The sequence below is a fragment of the Halovulum dunhuangense genome (genome assembly GCF_013093415.1).
GTDB classification, from domain to species: domain Bacteria; phylum Pseudomonadota; class Alphaproteobacteria; order Rhodobacterales; family Rhodobacteraceae; genus Halovulum; species Halovulum dunhuangense.
The window spans coordinates 1,910,755-1,933,196 of record NZ_JABFBC010000001.1 but is presented as its reverse complement, the minus strand read 5'-3'; the positions used below and the strand labels follow the sequence as shown (position 1 = coordinate 1,933,196).

21 protein-coding genes are annotated in these 22,442 nt (G+C 65.9%); 16 read left to right on the top strand and 5 right to left on the bottom strand.

Annotated features, from left to right (window positions below; genetic code table 11):
• The first annotated feature begins 9 nt into the window (after positions 1–9).
• On the top strand, positions 10–963 hold the full coding sequence (gene lipA / locus HMH01_RS09380) for a lipoyl synthase (RefSeq protein ID WP_171324590.1): 954 nt from the start codon (positions 10–12) through the stop codon (positions 961–963).
• 169 nt (positions 964–1,132) lie between these two features.
• On the top strand, positions 1,133–1,765 hold the full coding sequence (locus HMH01_RS09375) for a hypothetical protein (RefSeq protein WP_171324588.1): 633 nt from the start codon (positions 1,133–1,135) through the stop codon (positions 1,763–1,765).
• On the opposite strand, the gene hpt is transcribed toward HMH01_RS09375, so the two are convergent.
• Complete coding sequence (gene hpt / locus HMH01_RS09370; RefSeq protein WP_171325327.1) at positions 1,760–2,266, bottom strand: hypoxanthine phosphoribosyltransferase; 507 nt, start codon at positions 2,264–2,266, stop codon at positions 1,760–1,762. The two genes, HMH01_RS09375 and hpt, sit on opposite strands and share 6 nt — an antisense overlap.
• A 121-nt stretch (positions 2,267–2,387) precedes the next feature.
• Between hpt and HMH01_RS09365 the strand changes: the two genes are divergently transcribed.
• A complete protein-coding gene (locus HMH01_RS09365) occupies positions 2,388–2,840 on the top strand; it encodes a type II toxin-antitoxin system RatA family toxin (protein WP_171324586.1) in 453 nt (150 codons plus the stop codon).
• Here the strand turns inward: HMH01_RS09365 and HMH01_RS09360 are convergent.
• Genes HMH01_RS09360 through HMH01_RS09350 form a run of 3 tightly spaced genes read right to left on the bottom strand, consistent with a single transcriptional unit; the run spans position 2,825 to position 4,949 of the window.
• Positions 2,825–3,310, bottom strand: coding sequence for a CinA family protein (locus HMH01_RS09360; protein ID WP_171324583.1), 486 nt, complete (start codon positions 3,308–3,310; stop codon positions 2,825–2,827). The genes HMH01_RS09365 and HMH01_RS09360 overlap by 16 nt on opposite strands.
• Positions 3,307–3,801: a phosphatidylglycerophosphatase A family protein gene (locus HMH01_RS09355; protein WP_171324582.1), complete on the bottom strand. Its 495-nt coding sequence runs from the start codon at positions 3,799–3,801 to the stop codon at positions 3,307–3,309. The genes HMH01_RS09360 and HMH01_RS09355 overlap by 4 nt, the downstream gene beginning before the upstream one ends.
• Positions 3,798–4,949, bottom strand: coding sequence for a bifunctional 2-C-methyl-D-erythritol 4-phosphate cytidylyltransferase/2-C-methyl-D-erythritol 2,4-cyclodiphosphate synthase (locus tag HMH01_RS09350; RefSeq protein WP_171324580.1), 1,152 nt, complete (start codon positions 4,947–4,949; stop codon positions 3,798–3,800). Before HMH01_RS09350 ends, HMH01_RS09355 begins: the two co-directional genes overlap by 4 nt.
• A gap of 120 nt (positions 4,950–5,069) precedes the next feature.
• Here HMH01_RS09350 and dusB point away from each other — a divergent pair, with 120 nt between their 5' ends.
• The 9 genes from dusB to hflX all read left to right on the top strand — a co-directional run bounded on the left by dusB (position 5,070) and on the right by hflX (position 16,861).
• Positions 5,070–6,056, top strand: coding sequence for a tRNA dihydrouridine synthase DusB (dusB, locus tag HMH01_RS09345; RefSeq protein ID WP_171324578.1), 987 nt, complete (start codon positions 5,070–5,072; stop codon positions 6,054–6,056).
• The gene (locus HMH01_RS09340) at positions 6,053–7,156 is read left to right on the top strand and encodes a two-component system sensor histidine kinase NtrB (RefSeq protein WP_171324576.1); all 1,104 of its coding nucleotides are present in this window, start codon (positions 6,053–6,055) and stop codon (positions 7,154–7,156) included. The genes dusB and HMH01_RS09340 overlap by 4 nt, the downstream gene beginning before the upstream one ends.
• Positions 7,156–8,598, top strand: a complete 1,443-nt coding sequence (gene ntrC / locus HMH01_RS09335) for a nitrogen regulation protein NR(I) (protein ID WP_171324574.1) — start codon at positions 7,156–7,158, stop codon at positions 8,596–8,598. Before HMH01_RS09340 ends, ntrC begins: the two co-directional genes overlap by 1 nt.
• Positions 8,599–8,639: 41 nt before the next feature.
• A complete protein-coding gene (locus HMH01_RS09330; protein WP_171324571.1) occupies positions 8,640–10,901 on the top strand; it encodes an ATP-binding protein in 2,262 nt (753 codons plus the stop codon).
• Positions 10,902–10,928: 27 nt separating this feature from the next.
• Positions 10,929–12,335, top strand: coding sequence for a nitrogen assimilation response regulator NtrX (ntrX, locus tag HMH01_RS09325; protein WP_171324569.1), 1,407 nt, complete (start codon positions 10,929–10,931; stop codon positions 12,333–12,335).
• Positions 12,332–13,708 (top strand): Trk system potassium transporter TrkA, encoded by a 1,377-nt coding sequence (gene trkA, locus HMH01_RS09320; protein ID WP_171324567.1) that lies wholly within the window; start codon positions 12,332–12,334, stop codon positions 13,706–13,708. The genes ntrX and trkA overlap by 4 nt, the downstream gene beginning before the upstream one ends.
• Complete coding sequence (locus tag HMH01_RS09315) at positions 13,709–15,223, top strand: TrkH family potassium uptake protein (protein ID WP_171324566.1); 1,515 nt, start codon at positions 13,709–13,711, stop codon at positions 15,221–15,223.
• Positions 15,224–15,349: 126 nt separating this feature from the next.
• On the top strand, positions 15,350–15,592 hold the full coding sequence (gene hfq, locus HMH01_RS09310; protein ID WP_171324564.1) for an RNA chaperone Hfq: 243 nt from the start codon (positions 15,350–15,352) through the stop codon (positions 15,590–15,592).
• Positions 15,593–16,861, top strand: coding sequence for a GTPase HflX (gene hflX / locus HMH01_RS09305; protein WP_171324562.1), 1,269 nt, complete (start codon positions 15,593–15,595; stop codon positions 16,859–16,861).
• On the opposite strand, the gene miaA is transcribed toward hflX, so the two are convergent.
• Positions 16,850–17,755, bottom strand: coding sequence for a tRNA (adenosine(37)-N6)-dimethylallyltransferase MiaA (miaA, locus tag HMH01_RS09300; RefSeq protein WP_246237303.1), 906 nt, complete (start codon positions 17,753–17,755; stop codon positions 16,850–16,852). The genes hflX and miaA overlap by 12 nt on opposite strands.
• Before the next feature lie 255 nt (positions 17,756–18,010).
• Between miaA and HMH01_RS09295 the strand changes: the two genes are divergently transcribed.
• The 4 genes from HMH01_RS09295 to HMH01_RS09280 are packed head-to-tail and all read left to right on the top strand — an operon-like array spanning position 18,011 to position 22,437.
• Positions 18,011–18,967 (top strand): ABC transporter permease subunit, encoded by a 957-nt coding sequence (locus tag HMH01_RS09295; protein ID WP_171324558.1) that lies wholly within the window; start codon positions 18,011–18,013, stop codon positions 18,965–18,967.
• Entirely contained in the window at positions 18,964–19,878 is a 915-nt protein-coding gene (locus tag HMH01_RS09290; protein WP_171324556.1) for an ABC transporter permease, read from the top strand. Before HMH01_RS09295 ends, HMH01_RS09290 begins: the two co-directional genes overlap by 4 nt.
• Before the next feature lie 4 nt (positions 19,879–19,882).
• A complete protein-coding gene (locus HMH01_RS09285; protein WP_171324554.1) occupies positions 19,883–21,550 on the top strand; it encodes an ABC transporter ATP-binding protein in 1,668 nt (555 codons plus the stop codon).
• Positions 21,547–22,437 carry a dihydrodipicolinate synthase family protein gene (locus HMH01_RS09280; protein WP_171324552.1) on the top strand — a complete coding sequence of 297 codons (891 nt, stop codon included), beginning with the start codon at positions 21,547–21,549 and terminating at the stop codon, positions 22,435–22,437. The genes HMH01_RS09285 and HMH01_RS09280 overlap by 4 nt, the downstream gene beginning before the upstream one ends.
• Positions 22,438–22,442 lie beyond the last annotated feature (5 nt).

The window sequence follows — 22,442 nt, the reverse complement described above, 5'->3', positions numbered from 1 at the left end:
GAGGCACGCATGACGACCCGAGACCTGAAAGACCGCACCCAGCGCCACCCGGAAAAGCAGCGAAAGGCCGATGCGCCGATCCTGCGCAAGCCGGACTGGATCCGGGTCAAGGCGCCGACCAGCGCCGGCTACCGCGAGACGGCCCGGATCATGCGCGAGAACAAGCTCGTCACCGTCTGCGAGGAAGCCGGCTGCCCCAATGTGGGCGAATGCTGGAGCCAGGGCCACGCCACCATGATGATCATGGGCGAGATCTGCACCCGCGGCTGCACCTTCTGCAACGTGGCGACGGGCAGGCCCGACGCGCTTGACGTGTTCGAGCCGGGGCGCGTGGCGGTCGCGGTGGAAAAGCTGGGGCTGAAGCACGTCGTCATCACCTCGGTGGACCGCGACGACCTGGAGGATGGCGGGGCCGAGCATATCGCCCAGACCATCCGCGCCGTGCGCCGCAAGAACTCTGAGACGACGATCGAGGTGCTGACGCCCGATTTCCTGAAATGCCCCGCATCGGCGCTTGAGACGGTGGTCGAGGCGAAGCCGGACGTCTTCAACCACAATCTCGAGACGGTGCCGGGGCTCTACCCCGAAGTGCGCCCCGGCGCGCGCTATTTCCACTCGCTGCGGCTTTTGCAGAAGGTCAAGGAACTTGATCCGTCGATGTTCACGAAGTCGGGCATCATGGTGGGCCTGGGCGAGAACCGGCAGGCCGTGCACCAGGTCATGGACGACATGCGCGCGGCCGACGTGGATTTCCTGACCATCGGCCAGTATCTCCAGCCGACGAAGAAGCATCACGCGGTGGACCGTTTCGTGACGCCCGAGGAATTCGCCGCCTACGAGAAGGCCGCCTATGGCAAGGGCTTCCTCATGGTCTCGGCCACGCCGCTGACGCGGTCGAGCTACCACGCCGGCGACGACTTCGCGCGGCTAAGGGCGGCCCGGCTCGCGAAGCTGGGCGGTTAAACTTCTAGTGGTTGCGAGATACTATGAGCCAGAAAGTTTTAAGGATCGAGTCATATTCGAATCCTTTTATAAGCCGGCCCAAAAAGACTATCTACTTGCAAGGTACTGCTTTCATATCAAGCTTAACCATAATTTTTTCTGGAGCGCAGGGCAATCACTCGAGAAGTATATGAAGTCATTGATTTTAATAAATAATAAACCGGTCAAGGAATATAACCACGGATTAAAGGCACTATATACAAAATTATGTCAAATAATTGAATTAAATTTCTACTTTAATAGGCCAGATAGTTTTCAAGAAAAGTACTATCTGGAAGAAAGTCCGTTAAAATTCTTGGATCGAATTGAAAGATTTACAAGCCCTAGTAGCAGATATAATGCATTTGGAAATCTTACAAAGGCTGAAGACATCATAAAAATAGACCAGTTTGTTCTTCGATTAGAGCAGTTAATTCAAAGCACAAACTCAGAGAAAAGCTCGAAAAATACATCTATTTCAGATAAAATATCAAAAATTTACGAGGATATGGCGAAATTGGATTTCTCTACCACGAGCATAAACGGTAATATTATCTTTCAAGGTATTGATAATATTAGCGACACATCCTTCGCCTTTTTTATCTCCGGCTCATCATCGCCTACATCAATACTGGAAAAACAAATCCGCAATAAGAAGCTACATATGGAAGATATTCATGATGTTATTAAAATAATTGAATGGCTGCATAAAAATATTAAGTTGCCAAAAGAGCAAGAAAAAATATTTCTGGAATTTAAAGAAACTCCAGGAAAGTATTTATAAAAACCGCACCTTGCCGATATGCGGCAGGTTGCGGTTCCGTTGCGCGTAGTCGATGCCGTAGCCCACCACGAATTCGTCGGGGATCTCGAAGCCGGTCCAGGTGGCCTTTATGTCCACCTCGCGGCGGGCGGGCTTGTCGAGCAGGGCGCAGACTTCCAGCCGGGCAGGATGCCGGGTGCGCAGGATGTCGAGAACGTGTTTCAGCGTGTGGCCGGTGTCGACGATGTCCTCGACCACCAGCACGTCGCGGCCCTCGATCTCGCCGCGCAGGTCTTTCAGGATGCGCACCTCGCGGCTCGATTCCGTGGCGTTGCCGTAGGAGGAGGCTTCGAGGAAATCCACCTCGACCGGCAGGTCCAGCTCGCGCACCAGGTCCGCGATGAAGACGAAAGAGCCGCGCAGAAGCCCCACCACCACCAGCTTGTTCGTGCCGCGGAAATGCGCCGAGATCTGGCGCGCCAGTTCCTCGACCCGGGCGGCGATCGACTTGGCCGAGATCATCTCGTCGATGACGTAAGTGGAATGATCCGGTTGCACTCGAACCCCCTTGCCTGTACCGGGGCGCAGCCTGCGACAAACCGGGGTTTTGTCAACCCGATAGCCACCCGCCATATAGACGCCCATGCCGAAGCACAGCGAAAACCGAGAGATGCCCTACAGCGCCGACCAGCTTTATGCGCTGGTGGCCGATATCGAAAGCTATCCGCAGTTCCTGCCCTGGGTAAGCGCGGCGCGGATCCGGCAGGTGACGGACATCCCCGACGGCCAGCGGATCGACGCGGACCTGATCGTATCCTTCAAGGTGTTCCGCGAACGTTTCGGCAGCCGCGTGACCCTGAACCCCGAGGCGCGCAAGATCGACGTTGAGTACCTGGAAGGGCCGTTCCGCTACCTCAACAACCACTGGGAATTCGAGACCCTGGGCGAGGATCGCTGCCGGGTCCGCTTCTTCGTGGATTTCGAGTTCCGTTCGCGCACCTTGCAGGCGATCATCGGCGTGGTGTTCAACGAGGCGATGCAGCGCATCGTGCGCGCCTTCGAGGCGCGGGCGGCGGCACTTTACGGCAGGCGCTGATCGCGGGCCGCGGCCAGCAGCAGGTCCAGCGCCTGTTCCACGGAACTTGCGCGCACATGCGCCCGGCCGATCGCCCCGAATTCGCGCCGCAGGGTCAGGGCAGGGCGCCCCCTTGCCGCCAGCCCGAACCAGACCAGCCCCTCGGGCTTGAAAGCCGATCCGCCCGGGCCAGCGATCCCGGTGACCGAGACGGCGATATCCGCGGGGGAACGGTTCAGTGCGCCTTCGGCCATCTGCCGCGCGACATCCTCGGACACGGCGCCGACCGCGTCGAGCGTCTCGGGGCGGACGCCCAGCATCTCGATCTTGGCGGCGTTGGAATAGGTGACGAAGCCGCGCTCGACCACGTCGGACGAGCCCGCCACATCGGTCAGCGCCCCCATGATGAGCCCGCCCGTGCAGCTTTCGGCGGTCGCCACATGCCAGCCCCGCGCGCGGCAGGCGTCCAGCACCTCGGCGGCGCGGCTCATGCGCCCATCATCCCGTGTGCGATGAAGGCGGCCAGCGCCACGACCAGCGCCGCCATCACGCCCGCGGCCACATCGTCGAGCATCACGCCCGCCGCCCCGTGCATGGCGTCGACGCGGCTGACGGGCCAGGGTTTCAGGATGTCGAACAGGCGGAACATGACGAAGGCGCCGACCCAGCCCGGCCAGGGAAACAGCATCGGGGCCGCCCCCGCATGCCAGAGCCCGAAGGACAGCGGGAAAAGCGCGATCCACAGGCCCACGACCTCGTCCACCACGATCCAGCCCGGATCGGCCGTGGGGTCATCCGCGATCGCCCGGACCGTCGCCCAGTAGCCAAGGACGAAAACCGCAAGCGTCGCGATCACCAGCAGCGGGAAGCCGCCAAGCACATGCAGCGCATAGCCCACGGGAAGCGCCGCAAGCGTGCCGAAGGTCCCCGGCGCCCTGGGGATCAGACCGACATAGCCGAAGGTGACGATCGCCCGGATCATGCGCCGACCAGCGTCGCGGTCGCCAATGCCGCGATCCCCTCGCCGCGGCCGGGGAAGCCCAGCCGCTCGGTGGTGGTGGCCTTGACGCTGATGCGCTCGACCTCCACCCCGGTGATGCGCGACAGGCTTTCGCGCATGGCCGCCGCATGCGGGCCGATCTTGGGCGCCTCGCAGATCAGGGTGCAGTCGAGACTGGTGATGCGGAAGCCCCGCGCCGTCGCCCGCTCCACCGCCTTTTCGAGAAAGATGTGCGAGGCGGCCCCCTTCCACTGCGGATCCGAAGGGGGGAACCATTGGCCGATATCCCCCTCGGCCAGAGCGCCGAATATGGCGTCGGTCAGCGCGTGCATGCCGACATCGGCATCGGAATGCCCAGAAAGCGCCTTGTCGAAAGGGATGCGGACCCCGTTCAGGATCACCTGATCCCCCGGCGCGAAGGCGTGCACGTCGAAGCCGTTCCCGGTGCGTATGTCCATCTCTTCCCTCAACAATCTCTCGGCCCGGTCGAAATCCTGCGGCAGCGTGATCTTGAAGTTGTTTCCATCCCCCAACACGACCGAAACCGCAAGACCCGCCGCCCGCGCGATGGCGACATCGTCATCGGCGGGGCCCTGGGCAGCGTCGTGCGCGGCCACGATGTCGCGATAGAGAAAGCCCTGCGGGGTCTGCGCGCGCCACAGGTTCTCGCGCGGGTGGGGGGCCGTGACCTGCCCATGTTCGGCCCGCCAGAGCGCATCCACGATGGGCAGCGCCGGAAAGGCCGCATGCCCCGGCCCGATGCCGCCAAGCACCCGGTCGATCACCGCGTGGCCGAGGAAGGGGCGGGCGGCGTCATGGATCAGCACCGCCGGCGGCTCCATGGTGGAAAGCGCGGCAAGCCCCCGCCGGACCGAGGCCGAGCGCGTGTCGCCGCCGGTGACGGGGGGCAGCAGCCGTGCCGGGTGCAGGCTTGCTGTCGCCGCGTCGTAAAGGGCGCGGTCCTCGGGGCCGATCACCACCTGGACCGCACGGCAGAAGGGGTGGTCGAGAAAGGCCGCGATGGTGCGCGCCAGAACCGCCTGCCCGCGCAGGTCGCGATACTGCTTGGGCATCCCGCCGCCCGCGCGCACTCCCTTGCCGGCGGCGACGATCAAAGCGGCAAAATCCATCGGCCCCTCGTCAAGAATGGTGCATGTATCAAAATCAGAGCCGCCATGCGGGCACAAGCGGATTGCTGAAACGTCCACATCCGGCTATGTATTCAGGCAAACTGCACAAGGAATAATCAATTGCCGATCACCTTGGGTGCATGCAGCTATGACCCGCCTGTTTTTCTGGCACCGATGGCTGGAATCACGGATGTTCCGTTCAGAAGCCTTGTCGCACGCTTCGGTGCGGGGCTTGTGGTGTCTGAAATGGTGGCAAGCCAGGAGATGGTGCAGGAAAAACCGGCGGCGCGTGCCCGAGCAGCCCTGGGGCTGGGGGTCGCCAACACATCCGTACAGATCGCCGGGCGGGAAGCGCGCTGGATGGCCGAGGCGGCGCGCCTGTGCGCCGGAGAGGGCGCGCGCGTGATCGACATCAACATGGGCTGCCCCGCCAAGAAGGTGACGAATGGCTGGTCGGGTTCGGCCCTGATGCGCGAACCCGATCACGCCCTGTCGCTGATCGAGGCGGTGGTTGCGGCCGTCGATGTGCCGGTCACGCTGAAGATGCGGCTCGGATGGGACGACGACAGCCTGAACGCGCCCGAGATCGCCGCAAGGGCCGAGGCGGCCGGGGTCGCGATGATCACCGTGCACGGGCGCACGCGCTGCCAGTTCTACAAGGGCCAGGCCGACTGGGCCGCCATTGCCCCGGTGAAGGAGGCGGTGACGGTGCCGCTGGTCGCCAATGGCGACATCGTGGATGCGGCCAGCGCGCGCAAGGCGCTCGATGCCTCGGGCGCCGACGGCGTGATGATCGGGCGCGGCGCGCAGGGCGCGCCCTGGATGCTGGCCGAAGTGGCGGCGGAACTGCACGGCACGCCGCCCCCCGACATTCCCGCAGGAGCCGCGCTTTCCGACATGATTTCGGAACATTACGAGGCGATGCTGGATTTCTACGGCCAGGAGCTGGGCCTGCGCTGCGCCCGCAAGCACCTGGGCTGGTACATGGACCGGCTGGACACGCCGACAGCACTCAGACGCGAGATCCTGACCGCGAAACGGCCCGAGGCAGTGCTGGCGGCCATTGCCCATCTTGCCGATGCGCCGGCACCGCGGAGGGCCGCATGACGATCGACCAGGACCCGATCTGGAGCGCGGTGCCCTATCCGGCGCTGCTGCTCGACCCGAACGACAACATCCTTTCGTGCAACGGGGCGGCCGAAAGCCAGTTCTCCACCTCGCTGCGGCAGATGGCGGGAAAGCCGCTCGCGGCGTTCATCGGCGGCTCGAGCCCGATCCTCGAGGGGGTCTCCCAGACGCGGCGCGGCGTGGCGTCGGTGGTGCAGTACGACGTGGACCTGTCCTGGCAGGACAAGCACGCGCGCAGCTACACGATCCACGCCTCCCAGGTGCAGGACCGATCCGGCAACGTGCTTCTGCTGCTGCATCCCACGGGCATCGCCACGCAGATGGATCGCACGCTGGCGCACCGCTCGGCCGCGCGATCCGTCACCGGCATGGCCGCGATGCTGGCGCACGAGATCCGCAACCCGCTGGCCGGCATTTCCGGCGCGGCGCAGCTTCTGGCCATGAGCCTCGACGAGGAGGACCAGGAACTGACCCGCCTGATCCAGGAAGAGACCGACCGCATCGGCAAGCTGGTGGAACGGGTCGAGGAATTCGGCGACCTGCGCCCGACGCTGCGCAAGCCCGTGAACATCCACGACGTGCTGGACCGCGCCAAGCGCGCGGCCGAGGCGGGCTTCGGGCGGCATCTGCGCTTCGTCGAGACCTATGACCCCTCGCTGCCATTCACGGCGGGCGATCCGGACCAGCTGATGCAGGTGTTCCAGAACCTGCTGAAGAACGCGGCCGAGGCCTGCCCTCAGGTGGGCGGGATCGTGCGGGTGCGCACGGGTTATCAGCCCGGGGTCAAGCTGTCGCTTCCGGGCCGCAAGGCCGAGGGGCTGCCGCTGCTCATCAGCATCATCGACAACGGCTCCGGCATCCCCGAGACGCTGATCCGCGACATCTTCGACCCCTTCGTCAGTTCCAAGGCGAACGGCACGGGGCTGGGCCTGTCGCTGGTCTCGAAGGTGCTGAGCGACCATGGCGGCGTGATCGAGGTGGACAGCCAGCCCGGCCGCACCGAGTTCCGCGTCCGCCTGCCGGTCTGGAAAGAGGATCTGGCGCCCGAGACGGCCGCCACCCAAGGGGAGAGTGACTGATGGAAGGCACGGTGATCGTCGCGGATGACGACCGCACCATCCGCACCGTTCTGAGCCAGGCCCTGACCCGGGCCGGCTGCCGGGTGCGTTCGACCGGCACCATCTCGACCCTGTGGCGCTGGATCGAGGAGGGGGAGGGGGATTGCGTCGTGTCGGACGTGATGATGCCCGACGGCGATGCGCTCGACCTGTTGCCGGCGATCCACCGCAAGCGCCCCGACCTGCCGGTGATCGTGATGTCGGCGCAGAACACCATGATGACCGCGATCCGCGCGACGGAAGTGGGCGCCTATGAATACATCCCCAAGCCCTTTGACCTGCGCGAGGTTCTGAGCCAGGTCAACAAGGCGCTGACCCGCCAGAAGCGGCGCGGGACGGGAACCGGCGAGGAGCGGCCGGAGGACAAGGCGCAGCCGCTGCCGCTGATCGGTCGTTCCCCGGCCATGCAGGACGTCTATCGCATCATGGCGCGGCTGATGACGACCGATCTGGGCGTGATGATCTCGGGCGAGAGCGGCACCGGCAAGGAACTGGTCGCCCGTGCGCTGCACAATTTCGGCCTGCGCAAGAACGGGCCGTTCGTGGCGATCAACATGGCCTCGATCCCGTCGGACATGATCGAGGTCGAGATGTTCGGCACCGCCGCCCAGCCCGGCCCGGATGGCGCCGGCAAGTTCGAGCAGGCCGCGGGGGGCACGCTGTTTCTCGACGAGGTGGGCGACATGCCGGTGGCGGCCCAGACGCGGCTGCTGCGCGTGCTTCAGGACAACGAATATTCCCGCGTCGGCGGGCGCGAGACGCTGCGCGCCAATGCACGCATCATCGCCGCGACCCACCAGGACCTGCGCACGCTGGTGAACGAGGGCCGCTTCCGCGAGGACCTGTTCTACCGGCTGAACGTGGTGCCGGTGCGCCTGCCGCCCCTGCGGGACCGGCTTGACGACATCCCCGACCTTGCGCGCCACTTCCTGCGCAACGCCGAAGGCGAGGGGCTGCCGCGCAAGACCATCGCCCCCGAGGCGCTGGACGAGCTGCGCAAGCTCGACTGGTCGGGCAACGTGCGCGAGTTGGAAAACCTGATGAAGCGGCTTGCCGTGCTCTGCCCAGACGAGATCATCTCGGCGGCGGTCGTGCTTCAGGAAATCAAGGCGCGGCCCAGTTCCGTCAGCAGCCCGACGGGCGCGAAAAGCCAGAAGCTGAGCCAGGCGATCGAAAGCCATCTGAAGCGGTATTTCGACCTGCATGGCGACAGCCTGCCGCCGCCGGGGCTTTACGACCGCATCCTGAAGGAAGTGGAGCTGCCCCTGATCGCGCTGTCGCTGTCGGCCACGCGCGGCAACCAGGTGCGGACCGCCGAGCTTCTGGGCATCAACCGGAATACCCTTCGAAAGAAGATACAGGATCTGGACATTGCGGTGACACGTGGCAAGAAAATGATGTAGTCTGGCCACAGACGCCGGATAACCACAGGTCTGTTCCAAAAGTGCAACAGAGTCAGACGCTTCGCCTGACGGACTCGGTCAACCGAATCCTGCGCGAGCGCCGCACGCGAAACACCCTGACGCTGACGCTGGTGGCGCTCGGCCCGGTTCTTGCCGTTCTGACGGGGCTTGCGCTGGGCGCGGGCTCGGTTCTCGAGGAACGGCTGCTGCGCCCGATCCTTCTGGTCGATTTCGTCTATGTGCTGCTGGTCGCGGGCCTGGTCGCGCACCGCGTGGCCGCCACCTTCGGGGCGCGGCGGCGCGATTCCGCGGGCTCGCGCCTGCACATGCGGCTGATGGGCGTCTTCGCGATCATCGCGCTGCTGCCCACCATCCTTGTGGCCGTGTTCGCCACGCTGACGCTCAATTTCGGGCTGGAGGGCTGGTTTTCCGACCGGGTGCGCAACGTGGTGGGCAACTCGCTTGCCGCGGCCGAGGCCTATGAGGAAGAGCACCGCTCGAACCTGATGGCGGATGCGCAGATCCTCGCGCGGTTCCTGAACGGCCAGCGCGAGCGCTTTCCCCTGATCACGCCCTCGCAGTTCCGCGAGTTGCTGAACCGCGGGCAGGTGCAGATGCAGCGCGAGCTGCCCGAGGCCTTCGTGATCGACGGGGCGGGCGACCTGCGCGCGCGGGGGGACCGCAGCTACCTGTTCGACTACGAGCCCCCCTTGCCCGAGGAGATCGCGCGCGCCGCCGCCGGAGAGACGGTCATCATCGAGGATACGGTCAACTTCGAGTTCCGGGCGCTGCTGGCGCTTTCGGCCTATCCGGACCGCTATCTCTATGTCACCCGCGACGTGGACGGCGACATCCTGAACCTTCTGGACGAAACGCGCGAGACGGTGGGGCTTTACCAGCAGCTCGAACGCGACCGCGGGCGGCTGCTGTTCGAGTTCGCGCTGATCTACCTGGGCTTCGCCCTGATCGTCATTCTCGCCGCGATCTGGCTGGGCCTGTGGTTCGCCGAACGGCTGTCGCGGCCCGTGGGCCGGCTGGCGTCGGCCGCGCAGCGGGTGGGCGCGGGGGATCTGGACGTGCAGGTGCCCGAGGACAAGGGCGAGGACGAGATCGCCATGCTGGGCCGCGTGTTCAACCGCATGACCCGGCAGGTGAAGGGGCAGCGCGACGCCCTGGTCGAGGCCAACCGCGAGACCGAGCGCCGCCGCCGCCTGTTCGACAGCATCCTGTCGAGCGTGACCGCGGGCGTGGTCGGGCTCGACGCGCAGGGCCGGATCGAGATGGCGAATTCCGCGGCGACGGAACACCTTGCCCTGCACGACCTTGCGCCGGGGTCGGTGCCGCTGGCCGAGGCGATCCCGGAATTCGCGGCCCTGTTCGACCGGCTGGAGCGGCGGATCGGTGCCGTCACCCAGGGCGAGGTCCGGCTGGTCCGCGGCGGTCGCGAGGAGGTGCTGCTGGTGCGCATGTCCACCCGCGCCGGTTCTGACGGGCAGGTCGAGGGGTTCGTTGTGACCTTCGACGACGTGTCGGACCTGGTATCGGCGCAGCGCATGGCCGCCTGGGGCGACGTCGCGCGCCGCATCGCGCACGAGATCAAGAACCCGCTCACCCCGATCCAGCTTTCGGCGGAACGCCTCAGGCGCAAGTTCGGCCCCATCGTCGGCGACCAGCGCGAGACGCTGGAGCAGTATTCCGACGTGATCATCCGCCAGACCGGCGATCTGCGCCGGATCGTGGACGAGTTTTCCAAGTTCGCGCGGATGCCCGCGCCGGAGCGTCGCATCGCCGACCTGATGGCGGTGATCCGATCGGCGGTGCTGCTTCAGGAAAGCGCAAGGTCCGATATCCGCTTCGCGCTCGAGGCGCCGACGCACCCGGTGATGGCCAGCATCGACGAGACGATGATGAGCCAGGCGCTGACCAATCTTCTGAAGAACGCGACGGAAGCGATTGACGAGCATGTCAAAAATAACGGCTCTGATGGCTACGCGCCAGAGATCCGGGTACTGGTGACGGATATCGAGGGCGCGCTTCTCATCCAGATCCAGGACAATGGCGCCGGACTGCCGGCGCAGCGCACCCGCTTGTTCGAGCCTTACGTCACGCATAAGGAGAAGGGCACCGGGCTGGGACTGTCGATCGTGCGCAAGATCATCGAGGAGCATTCCGGCCAGCTGGAACTGATGGACGCGCCCTGTTTCGCCCCCGACGGGCATCTGGGCGCCGAGGCACGGATCGTGCTGCCCATCGGCGAGGACCGGCTTGCGGGCGAGCCTGCGCCAGAGGCGCATGTTGCATGAAAAAGACTAGATCGGGGGGCGGATGCCATGGGTGACATTCTTGTAGTGGATGACGAGCGGGACATCCGCGAGCTGGTCGGCGACATCCTCCGCGACGAGGGCCACAGCGTGCGGCTTGCCTGGGACAGCGACAGCGCGTTCACCGAGATCAACCGAGAGCCGCCCGACCTGATCATCCTCGACATCTGGCTGAAGGACTCGAAGCTCGACGGTATCGACATCCTGAAATCCGTGCGCCGGGACAATCCCGCGATCCCGGTGGTCATCATCTCGGGTCATGGCAACATCGAGATCGCGGTCGCGGCCGTGAAGCAGGGCGCCTACGACTTCATCGAGAAGCCTTTCAACATCGACCAGCTGATGGTCGTGATCACCCGCGGGCTGGAAACCTCGCGTCTGCGGCGGGAAAACGCGAAGCTGCGCCGCCGCGACGTGACCGCGACCGAGATGATCGGATCCTCGGCCGCGCTGAGAAACCTGAAATCGCAGCTCGAAAAGGTGGCGCGCGGCAATGGCCGGGTAATGCTGACCGGGCCCGCCGGCAGCGGCAAGGAGATCGCCGCCCGCTTCATCCATCTCAGATCCGACCGCGCCAACGGCCCCTTCGTCGTGGCCTCGGCCGCCACGATAGAGCCCGAGCGCATGGAAGAGGTGCTGTTCGGCCGCTTCACGCCCGAGCGAGGGCACGAGCCGGGCCTGTTCGAGCAGGCCCATGGCGGGATCCTGTTCCTGGACGAGGTGGCCGACATGCCGCCCGGCACCCAGTCCAAGATCCTGCGCGTGCTGATCGAACAGGCTTTCCAGCGGGCAGGGGGGTCCGACACGGTGCGGGTCGATGTGCGCGTGCTGTCGGCCACCAACAAGGACCTCAAGAGCCAGATCGCGCTCGGCGCCTTTCGCGAGGATCTGTATCACCGGCTGAACGTGGTCCCGATCGAGGTGCCGCCGCTCGATGCGCGGCGCGATGACATTCCCGAACTGGCGCGTCATTTCATTGCCGAACTGAACGCGACGCAGGGATTGCCCCTGCGGCGTCTGTCCGAGGATGCCGAGGCGCATCTCCAGACGCTGTCCTGGCCCGGCAACATCCGGCAGCTGCGCAACGTGCTTGAACGCTGCCTGATCCTCGGCCCCGACAGCGGCATGATCGAGGCATCGGAATTCCCGGCCAATACCGGCGGCGCCGACAATGCGCATGCCATCATCTCGGCGATCTATGCCGGCCTGCCGCTGCGCGAGGCGCGCGAGCAGTTCGAGCGCGAGTACCTGATCGCGCAGATCAACCGTTTCGGGGGCAACATCTCTCGCACGGCAAGCTTCGTGGGCATGGAACGTTCGGCCCTGCACCGCAAACTGAAATCGCTGAACGTCATCACCACGGCGCGCGGCGGCGCGCGGGTGGGCGATCCGGCCGAAATGGACGATCTGGCATGAAGGTCATCATCTGTGGCGCGGGACAGGTCGGCGGACAGCTGGCCCGCCACCTGGCGGCCGAGGGCAACGAGGTCACGGTCGTCGACCAGAGCGAGAGCCTGATCCGCCGCATAACCGAGACCATCGACGTGACGGGGATCACCGGCTTCGCATCGCATCCCGACATACTGGAGCGGGCAGGGGCCCGCGACGCGGACATGCTGATCGCGGCGACCCAGTCGGACGAGGTCAACATGGTGACCTGCCAGGTGGCGCACTCGATCTTTTCGGTGCCGCGCAAGGTGGCGCGGCTCAGGGCCAAGGCCTATCTGGACGCGATCTATTCCGACCTGTTCCGCCGCGATCACCTGCCCATCGACGTGGTGATCTCGCCCGAGCAGGAGGTGGCGCAGGCGGCGCTTCAACGGCTCGCGGCGCCCGCGGCATTCGATACCGAAAGCTTCCTCGACGGGCAGGCGCAGCTGATCGGCCTGACCATCGAGGAGGATTGCGCCGTCATCAATACGCCGCTGCGGCAGCTTTCCGAGCTGTTTTCCACCCTGCGCGCGGTCGTGGTGGGCATCCGGCGCGACGAACGGCTTTTCGCCCCCGAGCCCGAAGACCAGCTTTTCGTCGGCGACGAGATCTACATCATGGCCGCGACCGAGGACGTGGCCCGCACCATGGAGATCTTCGGCAAGACGCATCGCAAGTCCGAGCGCATCATCATCATCGGCGGCGGCAGCGTCGGCCGGTCGGTCGCCCGGGCGCTGGAACAGGCGCCGGGCAAGACGCGGGTGAAACTGATCGAACGCGACCGCCATGTGGCCGAGGCGACGGCAGACGCGCTCAGCCGGACCATCGTGCTGCATGGCGACGGGCTTGACGTGCAGATGCTGGAGGAAGCCAATATCGAGAAGGCGGACGCGGTCCTTGCCCTGACCGACGACGACAAGACCAATCTTCTGTCCTGCGCCCGGGCCAAGGCCGAAGGCTGCCCGCTGGTGATCGCGCTCATCAACGACCCCTCGCTTGCGCCGCTGATGCAGCCGCTCGGGATCGACGCCTTCATCAACCCGCGCGCGACGACGGTATCCTCGATCCTGCGCCATATCCGGCATGGCCGGATCCGCGCCGTCTATTCGATCGGCGACGCCGAGGCCGAAGTGCTGGAGGCGCAGGTGCTGGGCACATCCCCCATCGCGGGCAAGCGGGTGCGGGATTCGGGCCTGCCCGAAGGGGCGCTGGTCGGTGCGATCCGCAAGCGCGACACGCTGATCCTGCCGCGCGGCGACACCCTGATCGAAGAGGGCGACACGATGACCGTATTCGCCCTGCGCGAGGACGTGGCCGCAGTGGAACGCCTGTTCCAGGTCAGCATCGACTATTTCTAGATGGCAGCCGCGCTGAGGGACATTCCGCCGCTGGCCTGCCTGCTGATCATCGCGGCGCTGATGATGATGGGACCGGCGCTGCACGCGCTGTGGCTGGAGGAATACTTCGTCGGGCGGGTGTTCTTCTGGCATGGCATGTTCTTCCTTGTGATCGGCAGCATGATCGCCATGGCAAGCAGCCGGGCGCGCCCCGCGATGCGCCCCGGGCGCGAGATCCTGACGCTGCTTCTGGCCTATGCCGCACTGCCCGTCATGCTGGCCACGCCAATGGTGCCGCTGGCGCCCACCTTCACCTTCGGGCAGCTCTATTTCGAGATGGTGTCCTGCCTGACGACAACCGGGGCGACGGTGTTCGACGCACCCGAGCGCCTGCCGGACCCGGTACATCTGTGGCGCGGCATGGTCGGCTGGGCGGGGGGCTTCCTGATCCTCGTGGCGGCGGTGGCCATCCTGCAGCCCCTGAACCTTGGCGGGTTCGAGATCCGGGCCGCCATGGCCCGCGGCCAGGGCGAGGCGCAGCGGGCGCTGCGGACGGACGAGCCGCCGAGCCTGCGGCTTGGCCATCACGCGCTGGCGCTGCTGCCGATCTATGCCGGCCTTACGCTGGCGCTGACCTTCGGGCTGATGGCGGCGGGGGATCGGGCGCTGGTCGCGCTGGTCCATGCGATGTCGGTCCTTTCCACAAGCGGCATCACGCCGCTGCGCGACTTTTCGCAGGCGGCTTCAGGGCATGTCGGCGAGGCGCTGGTGCTTGTCTTCATCGTCATCGCCATCAGCCGGCGCTCGACCACGCTGGGCTGGCGACAGGTGCGTGGCAGGCCGTTCGATATCGGCCCCGAATACCGGCTTGCGGCGGTGGCGGTGCTGGGCGTCACGGCGCTTCTGTTCCTGCGCCATTTCGTCGGCGCCTACGAGGTATCGGTGCAGGAAGACGTGGTGGGCGCGCTCTCGGCTTTCTGGGGGACGCTTTTCAACACGCTCAGCTTCATGTCGACTACCGGCTTCAACAGCCGCGACTGGGCCGCGGCGCAGGACTGGTCGGCCCTGCAGACGCCCGGGCTGATCCTGTTGACGCTGTGCATGATGGGCGGCGGGATCGCCACCACCACCGGGGGCGTCAAGCTGCTGCGGGTCTACGCGCTCTACAAGCACGGCGTGCGCGAGATGCAGCGCATGATCCATCCCAATTCCGTGGGCGGGGCAGGGGTCACGGCCCGGCGCATCCGTCGCGAGGGCGCGCAGATCGCCTTTGTCTTCGTCATGCTGCTGCTGCTCGCCTCTAGCCTGCTCCTGCTGATCCTGACCGCGCTGGGCACGAATTTCGACGTGGCGATGGCGCTTGGCGTGGCGGCCCTGACCAACACGGGACCGGCGGCGGAACTGATCATCCCGAACCTGAGCTACGGTCTGCTCGAGGGGCCCGAGCGGCTGGTGCTGAGTGCGGCCATGATCCTGGGCCGCGTCGAGGTCCTGGTGCTGATATCGCTTTTCAACCCGGACTTCTGGCGCGAGTGACGTTATTGCGGCACTGCGGGACAGATTCCTTGGCACGGGTCTGGAAATCTGCGAAACCATACCCATTGTCACCGACTGCAAACGATAATCCCGCACAGCGGGCAAGAGAAGCGATAAGGCTCAAAAATGGCTGCCGAAACGAAACAGAACCTGCAGGACGCGTTTCTCAACAGCGTCCGCAAGGCGAAGATACCCGTCACGATATTCCTCGTGAACGGCGTGAAACTCCAGGGCGTGATCACCTGGTTCGACAATTTCTGCGTATTGCTGCGCCGCGATGGCCAGTCACAGCTTGTCTACAAGCACGCCATCTCGACCATCATGCCCTCTCAACCGGTCTCTCTCTACGAGGGGGAAGACGGGAACTGATTGCGTACCCAGGTTCTGCATCCGGTACTGCCCGGAACGAAATACGAGCGTGAGCCGCGGCTTGCGCTGGACGAAGCGGTCAGCCTGACCGAGGCGCTGCCGGGGCTCGAGCTTGCCGGCGCCCTGGTCGTGCCGGTTCCGCGCCCGCGCGCGGGTCATCTTTTCGGCCCGGGCAAGGTCGAGGAGCTGGCAGAGATCTGCCGCGAAAACGAGATCGGGCTCGTCGTGATCGACGGGCCCGTCAGCCCTGTTCAACAGCGCAACCTGGAAAAGGCGTGGAAGGTCAAGATCCTCGACCGGACCGGCCTGATCCTGGAAATCTTCGGTGACCGTGCGCAGACCCGCGAGGGCGTGCTTCAGGTCGAGCTTGCGCATCTGAGCTACCAGAAATCGCGCCTGGTGCGCAGCTGGACCCACCTGGAACGCCAGCGCGGTGCGCTGGGCTTCATCGGCGGCCCCGGCGAAACGCAGATCGAGGCGGACCGCCGCGCGCTGGCAGAGCGGATCGTGCAGATCCGGAAGCAGCTGTCCAAGGTGGTCAAGACGCGCGAACTGCACCGGGCCGGGCGCAAGAAGGTGCCGTTCCCGATCATAGCACTCGTGGGCTACACCAACGCCGGCAAGTCGACGCTGTTCAACCGGATCACCGGTGCCAGCACGCTGGCCAAGGACATGCTGTTTGCGACGCTCGATCCGACGATGCGCGGCATCGCGCTGCCGGGCGGAAAGCAGGCGATCCTGTCGGACACGGTGGGCTTCATCTCGGACCTGCCGACGCAGCTGGTCGCGGCATTCCGCGCGACGCTGGAGGAGGTGCTGGACGCGGACCTGATCCTGCATGTGCGCGACATCGCCCATCCCGAAACCGAGGAACAGGCCGCCGACGTGCGCAAGATCCTTGCAGAGCTTGGCATAGGCGAGGAACGCCAGGACCACATGATCGAGGTCTGGAACAAGATCGACCTCTTGTCCGACGACGATCGGGCCGCGATGCAGCGCCGCAGCGGGCGCACCGCGCAGCATGTCGCGCTGTCCGCCACCAGCGGCGAGGGCGTGGACGAGCTTCTCGCCACGATCGAGGCGACGCTGTCCGAGCCGGTCACCGCCGAGGTGGTCGATCTGGGCTTTTCCGAGGGCAGGGCGCGCGCCTGGCTGTTCAAGGAGAATGTCGTCACCCGCGAGGCGCAGGATGACGACGGCTACCACCTGTCGGTGCTCTGGACCCGGAAGCAGAAGAGCCAGTTCGAGGCGCTTTACTCAAGCCATTGAAAGAATTTCGGAAATCGTCTCGGCATCGGTCGCCAGACCGGCGTCGAGACGGCGCCACGCCTTCATGTTGGACCGGAACCAGGTGCGCTGGCGCTTTGCAAATTGCCGCGTGGCGGTTTTTCCTTTTTCGACAGCCTCTTGCAGGCTGATCTTTCCCTGAAGATGGGCCACGAGTTCGGGCCCGCCCAGGGCCTTGGCCGAGGGTCTGTCGGGATCCCAACCAGGCAGGTTCGCGCGCGCCTCCTCGAGCGCGCCTTGGTCCAGCATCGCGTCGAAACGCGCGTCGATCCGGCGCGCAAGCCATTCCGGCTGGCTTTCCAGAACGAAGGGATGGGCCGTATCCAGCGATATCAATGGCTTGCCGGTATCCTTTTGCCATGCGGACAAGGGCCGCCCGGTCGCGCGGTGCACCTCCCAGGCGCGCTGGAGGCGCATGCCGTTGGCGCGGTCGATCCGGGCCCAGATCTCGGGGTCGTGCCGTTCCAGGTAGGCGCGGAACGGGTCCAGTCCACGCGTCATGCGCAGCGCGTCACCTTCGGCGCGGATGGTGTCCGGCGTGGGCGGTATCGGGGCCAGGCCGCGCGTGAGCGCCGACAGGTAAAGCCCCGTGCCACCGACGATGATCAAGCGCTTGTCCGACCCGAGCAGCGGCGTCAGGTCCCGCAGCCAGGCGCCGACGGAATAGACGGTGGCGGCCGGCACATGACCGTAAAGCGCATGTGGCGCGCGCGACAGATCGGCGTCCGACGGCCGCGCGCTGAGCACGCGCCAGCAGTCATAGACCTGCAACGCGTCGGCATTGGCGACGATCCCGTCGCAACGCTCGGCAAGCGCAAGCGCGAGTGCGGATTTCCCGCTGGCGGTCGGGCCTGCAATCAGGATCGGTCTTTGCATGTCGGGTCGCATGTGGCTTTCTTTGCTGGGTTTTCGCGTTGGCGTCCAGTGGGGTCCGGCAGCGGTGGCATTGCACATATTTAACATAATATTGATTATCGGCTTTTGATGTCATGTCGAAAAACCCGGCCATGACCGGAAATCGCGCCCGGTCACGCTACCTGTGCCCTCTCGGGGGTTGACCCCATGGGCGCGCTCTTGCGACCTAGAGCGTGAGGGACAGGCCAGGAGACGGCCAGAAACGGGAGATCTGGCGTGTCCGGCATCCTGCCGCTGATCGCGAAACGACTGCTACTTGGGCTCGGGACGCTGTTCGTCGTCTCGCTCATGATATTCGGCGCGGTGGAACTCCTGCCCGGCGATCTGGCGCAGCAGGTGCTTGGCCAGGGCGCGACCGAGGAAAACGTCGCGCAGCTGCGCCGGCAACTCGGCCTGGACCTGCCCCCGCATGAGCGGTACATTGGCTGGCTGGGTGGCGTCCTGCGCGGGGATTTCGGCGTCTCGCTTGCGAATGGCCGTTCTGTCGCGGACCAGATCCTGCCCCGTTTCGCCAACACGCTGTTTCTTGCCGCGCTGGCGGCCGCCATCGCCGTGCCGCTTGCGCTGGGTCTGGGGATCCTTGCCGCCTTGCTGCGCAACACGATTTTCGACCGCGTCTCGAACGCGGCGGGCCTGGTTTCGATCTCTTCGCCGGAGTTCTTTCTCGGTTACGTCCTGATCGTCCTTCTTGCGGTCAAGACGCCGCTTTTCCCGGCCATCTCGAGCGTGAGCGCCGACATGGAACTGGGCGAACGGCTTTACCGTTCCTTCCTGCCCGCGCTGACCATGGCGCTGGTGGTCACGGGCTACATGATGCGCATGACGCGGGCCGCCATCATCAACCTGCTGGCCGCGCCCTATATCGAGATGGCACGGCTCAAGGGCGCATCGAACGCGCGGGTCGTGACCCGCCATGCGCTGCCCAATGCGCTGGCCCCGATCATCAACGTGGTGGCGTTGAACCTGGCCTATCTGATCACCGGCGTGGTGCTGGTCGAGGTGGTGTTCGTCTATCCCGGCATCGGCCAGCTGCTGGTGGACAGCGTGTCGCGCCGCGACATTCCGGTGGTGCAGGCCTGCTGCCTGATCTTCGCGGCCACCTTCATCCTGTTCAACCTGATCGCGGATCTGGGCGCGATCCTGTCCAACCCCCGGCTGAGGCATCCGAAATGAGCGGCCTTGCGCTGGCACTTGGCGCCCTTGGTGCCGCGATCGCCCTGTCCTGGGCCGTGCGGGAGGCGCTTGCCCGCGCCCTGCCCGACCGCGCCGGACGGCTGTTCGGGGATGCGCCCCTGACCGCCTGTTTCGGCCTGATCGTCATCGTGACCTATGCCACCGCGGCGCTTTTCGCACCGCTGATCGCCCCCTTCGGCGAGGCCGAGGTCGTGGGCCGCGCCTTCCAGCCCGCGGATGGCCAGATGTGGCTGGGCGGCGACCAGATCGGCCGCGACCTGTTCTCGCGCCTTGTCTACGGCGCGCGCAACACCGTGGGCATCGCGCTTCTGACCACCGGCATCGCCTTTGTCGCGGGCGTCGTCACGGGGTTGCTTGCGGCCGCGCTTGGCGGCTGGGTCGACCAGGCGCTGGGCCGGATCGCGGACATGCTGATGGCGATCCCGCAACTCATCTTCGCGCTGTTGCTGCTCACGATCACCGGCACCTCTATCCTGAACCTGACGCTGATCATCGCGCTGCTCTACGCGCCGCTGATATTCCGCCTGACGCGGGCGGTCGCGGGCAACATCGTCGTGCTCGACTACGTCACCGCCGCGCGCCTCCGGGGCGAGGGAACATGGCACATCATGCGCCGCGAGGTGCTGCCCAACATCGCAGCCCCCCTAGCGGCCGAGTTCGGACTGCGTTTCTGCTTCGTGTTCCTCGCGATTTCCGCCCTGTCCTTCCTGGGCCTCGGCCTGCAACCGCCCACGGCCGACTGGGGGTCGATGGTGCGCGAGACGGCAACGATGATCTCCTTCGGGCTGGTCACGCCGCTGATCCCGGCGGCGGCGATCGCGCTGCTGACGGTGGGCGTCAATTTCGTGGTGGACTGGATGCTGCACCTGTCCTCGGGCCTGAAGGAATGATGCCATGAGCGCTGGCGAAGTCCTGTTGCAGATCAACGACCTGCGGATCGAAGCGCAGTCATCCGATGGCTGGTCCGAGATCGTGAAGGGCGTCGATCTGACCCTGCACCGCGGCGAGGTGCTGGGACTGATCGGCGAGTCGGGCGCGGGCAAATCCACCCTGGGCCTTGCCGCCATGGGCTTCACCCGCGACGGCTGCCGCATCTCGGGCGGCAGCGTCGTGTTCGACGGGATGGACCTGGTCCAGGCGCCCGAGGCCACGCGGCGTGGCTTGCGCGGCGCCCGGATCGCCTATGTCGCGCAATCGGCGGCGGCGTCCTTCAACCCCGCGCACCGGCTGATCGACCAGCATACCGAAGGCCCGCGCATCCACGGGCTGGCATCGCGCGAGGACAGCGAGGCCGACGCGGTCGAGCTGTACCGCCGCCTGCGCCTGCCCAACCCGGAGGAGATCGGCTTTCGCTATCCCCACCAGGTCTCGGGCGGGCAGCTGCAACGGGCGATGACGGCGATGGCCATGTCCTGCCGCCCCGACCTCATCATCTTCGACGAGCCGACGACGGCGCTGGATGTCACCACGCAGATAGAGGTGCTGGCCGCGATCCGCGACATCGTCGAGCAGTTCGGCACCGCCGCCATCTACATCACCCACGACCTGGCCGTGGTCGCGCAGATGGCCGACCGCATCAAGGTGCTGCTCAGGGGCGACCATGTCGAGGAGGCCGACACCCGCGTCATGCTCGATGCCCCGCAAGAGGATTATACCCGCTCGCTCTGGGCGGTGCGCAGCTTCCGCAGGCCCGCGCGCCCTGCCCCGCCCGCGGCCGAGGCGCCGCTTCTGTCGCTGCGCGGCGTATCGGCCAGCTACGGCGACAGCCGCGTGCTGGAGGACGTGTCCTTCGATATCCACCGCGGCCGCACGGTGGCGGTTGTGGGCGAGTCGGGTTCGGGCAAGTCGACCGCGGCGCGCTGCATCACGGGGCTGCTGCCACCCGATGCGGGCGAGATCCTGTTCGACGGCACGCCCCTGCCGACCGATTTCCGCAAGCGGCCGCGCGACCTGCTGCGCCGGATCCAGATGATCTGGCAGTCCGCGGACACCGCGCTGAACCCCCGCATGACCGTGGCCGAGACCGTGGGCAGGCCGGTCCGCTTCTACCGGGGCCTGGGCGGGGCCGCGCTCCGGCGGCGGGTGGACGAATTGCTGGACCAGATCGAACTTGCCCCCGCCGAGTACCGCGACCGGCTGCCTTCCGAATTGTCGGGGGGCCAGAAGCAGCGCGTGGGCATCGCCCGGGCGCTTGCGGCCGACCCGGCCTTCATCATCTGCGACGAGGTCACATCCGCGCTCGACCAGATCGTGGCCGAGGGGATCCTGCGGCTTCTGGACCGGCTCCAGCGCGAGCTTGGCCTGTCCTACATGTTCATCACCCATGATCTTGCCACGGTGCGCGCGATCGCCGATGAGGTGGTGGTGATGAAGGAGGGGCGCGTCGTGGAACAGGGGCCGAAAGCCGACATGTTCCGCCCGCCGCACCACCCTTACACGGATCTGCTGCTCTCTTCGGTGCCGCAGATGGACCCGGACTGGCTGACCCGGCTGCTGGCCGAGCGTGGACGGGATGCCATCGGCAAGGAACTGGGCAGCCCACCGACGGCGGAGGAAAGATGAGCGACCCCAAGGACCTGCACGGCGTCATTCCCTATGTGGCGACACCGATCGATGCGCGCGGCAACATCGACCGCAAGACGCTGGCGCGGCTATGCGAGCACCTGATTTCCCAGGGCGTTCATGGCCTTGCGCCGCTTGGCTCGACCGGCGAGTTCGCCTATCTCGACTTCGCCCAGCGCCGCGCGGTGATCGAGACGGTGGTCGAGACGGCGGCCGGACGCGTGCCGGTGATCGCGGGGGTTGCCGCGACCGCCACGACCCACGCGACCGCGCAGGCGAAAGCCTGGCGTGATATCGGCGCCGACGGGATCCTGGCCGTGCTCGAGGCGTATTTCCCGATTTCGGAAGCCGGCGTCGTCGCCTATTTCACCGCCATCGCGGATGCGACGGATCTGCCGGTAACCCTCTACACCAACCCGAATTTCCAGCGCTCCGACCTGAGCGTGCCGGCCATTGCCGCCCTCGCCCGGCACCCCAACATCCGCTACCTGAAGGATGCCTCGACCAATACCGGGCGGCTGCTGACGGTGATGAACCGGGTGGGCGAGGATCTGGGCGTCTTCGCCGCGTCCTCGCATGTCACCACCGCCGTGATGCTGATCGGCGGGAGGGGCTGGATGGCCGGGCCGTCCTGCATCGTGCCGCGCCAGAGCGTCCGGCTCTACGATCTGTGCCGCGCCGGTAACTGGAACGAGGCCATGGCGTTGCAGCGCGATCTGTGGGCCGTGAACGAGGTCTTTGCCCGCTACAACCTGGCCGGTGCGATCAAGGCCGGGCTCGCGATGCAGGGCTTCGATTGCGGCGACCCGATAGCGCCACAGGCCCCGCTCGGGCCCGAGGCGCTGGCCGATATCCGCACCGCGCTGGTGCGGGTGGGCGCGCTGTGAAGCGC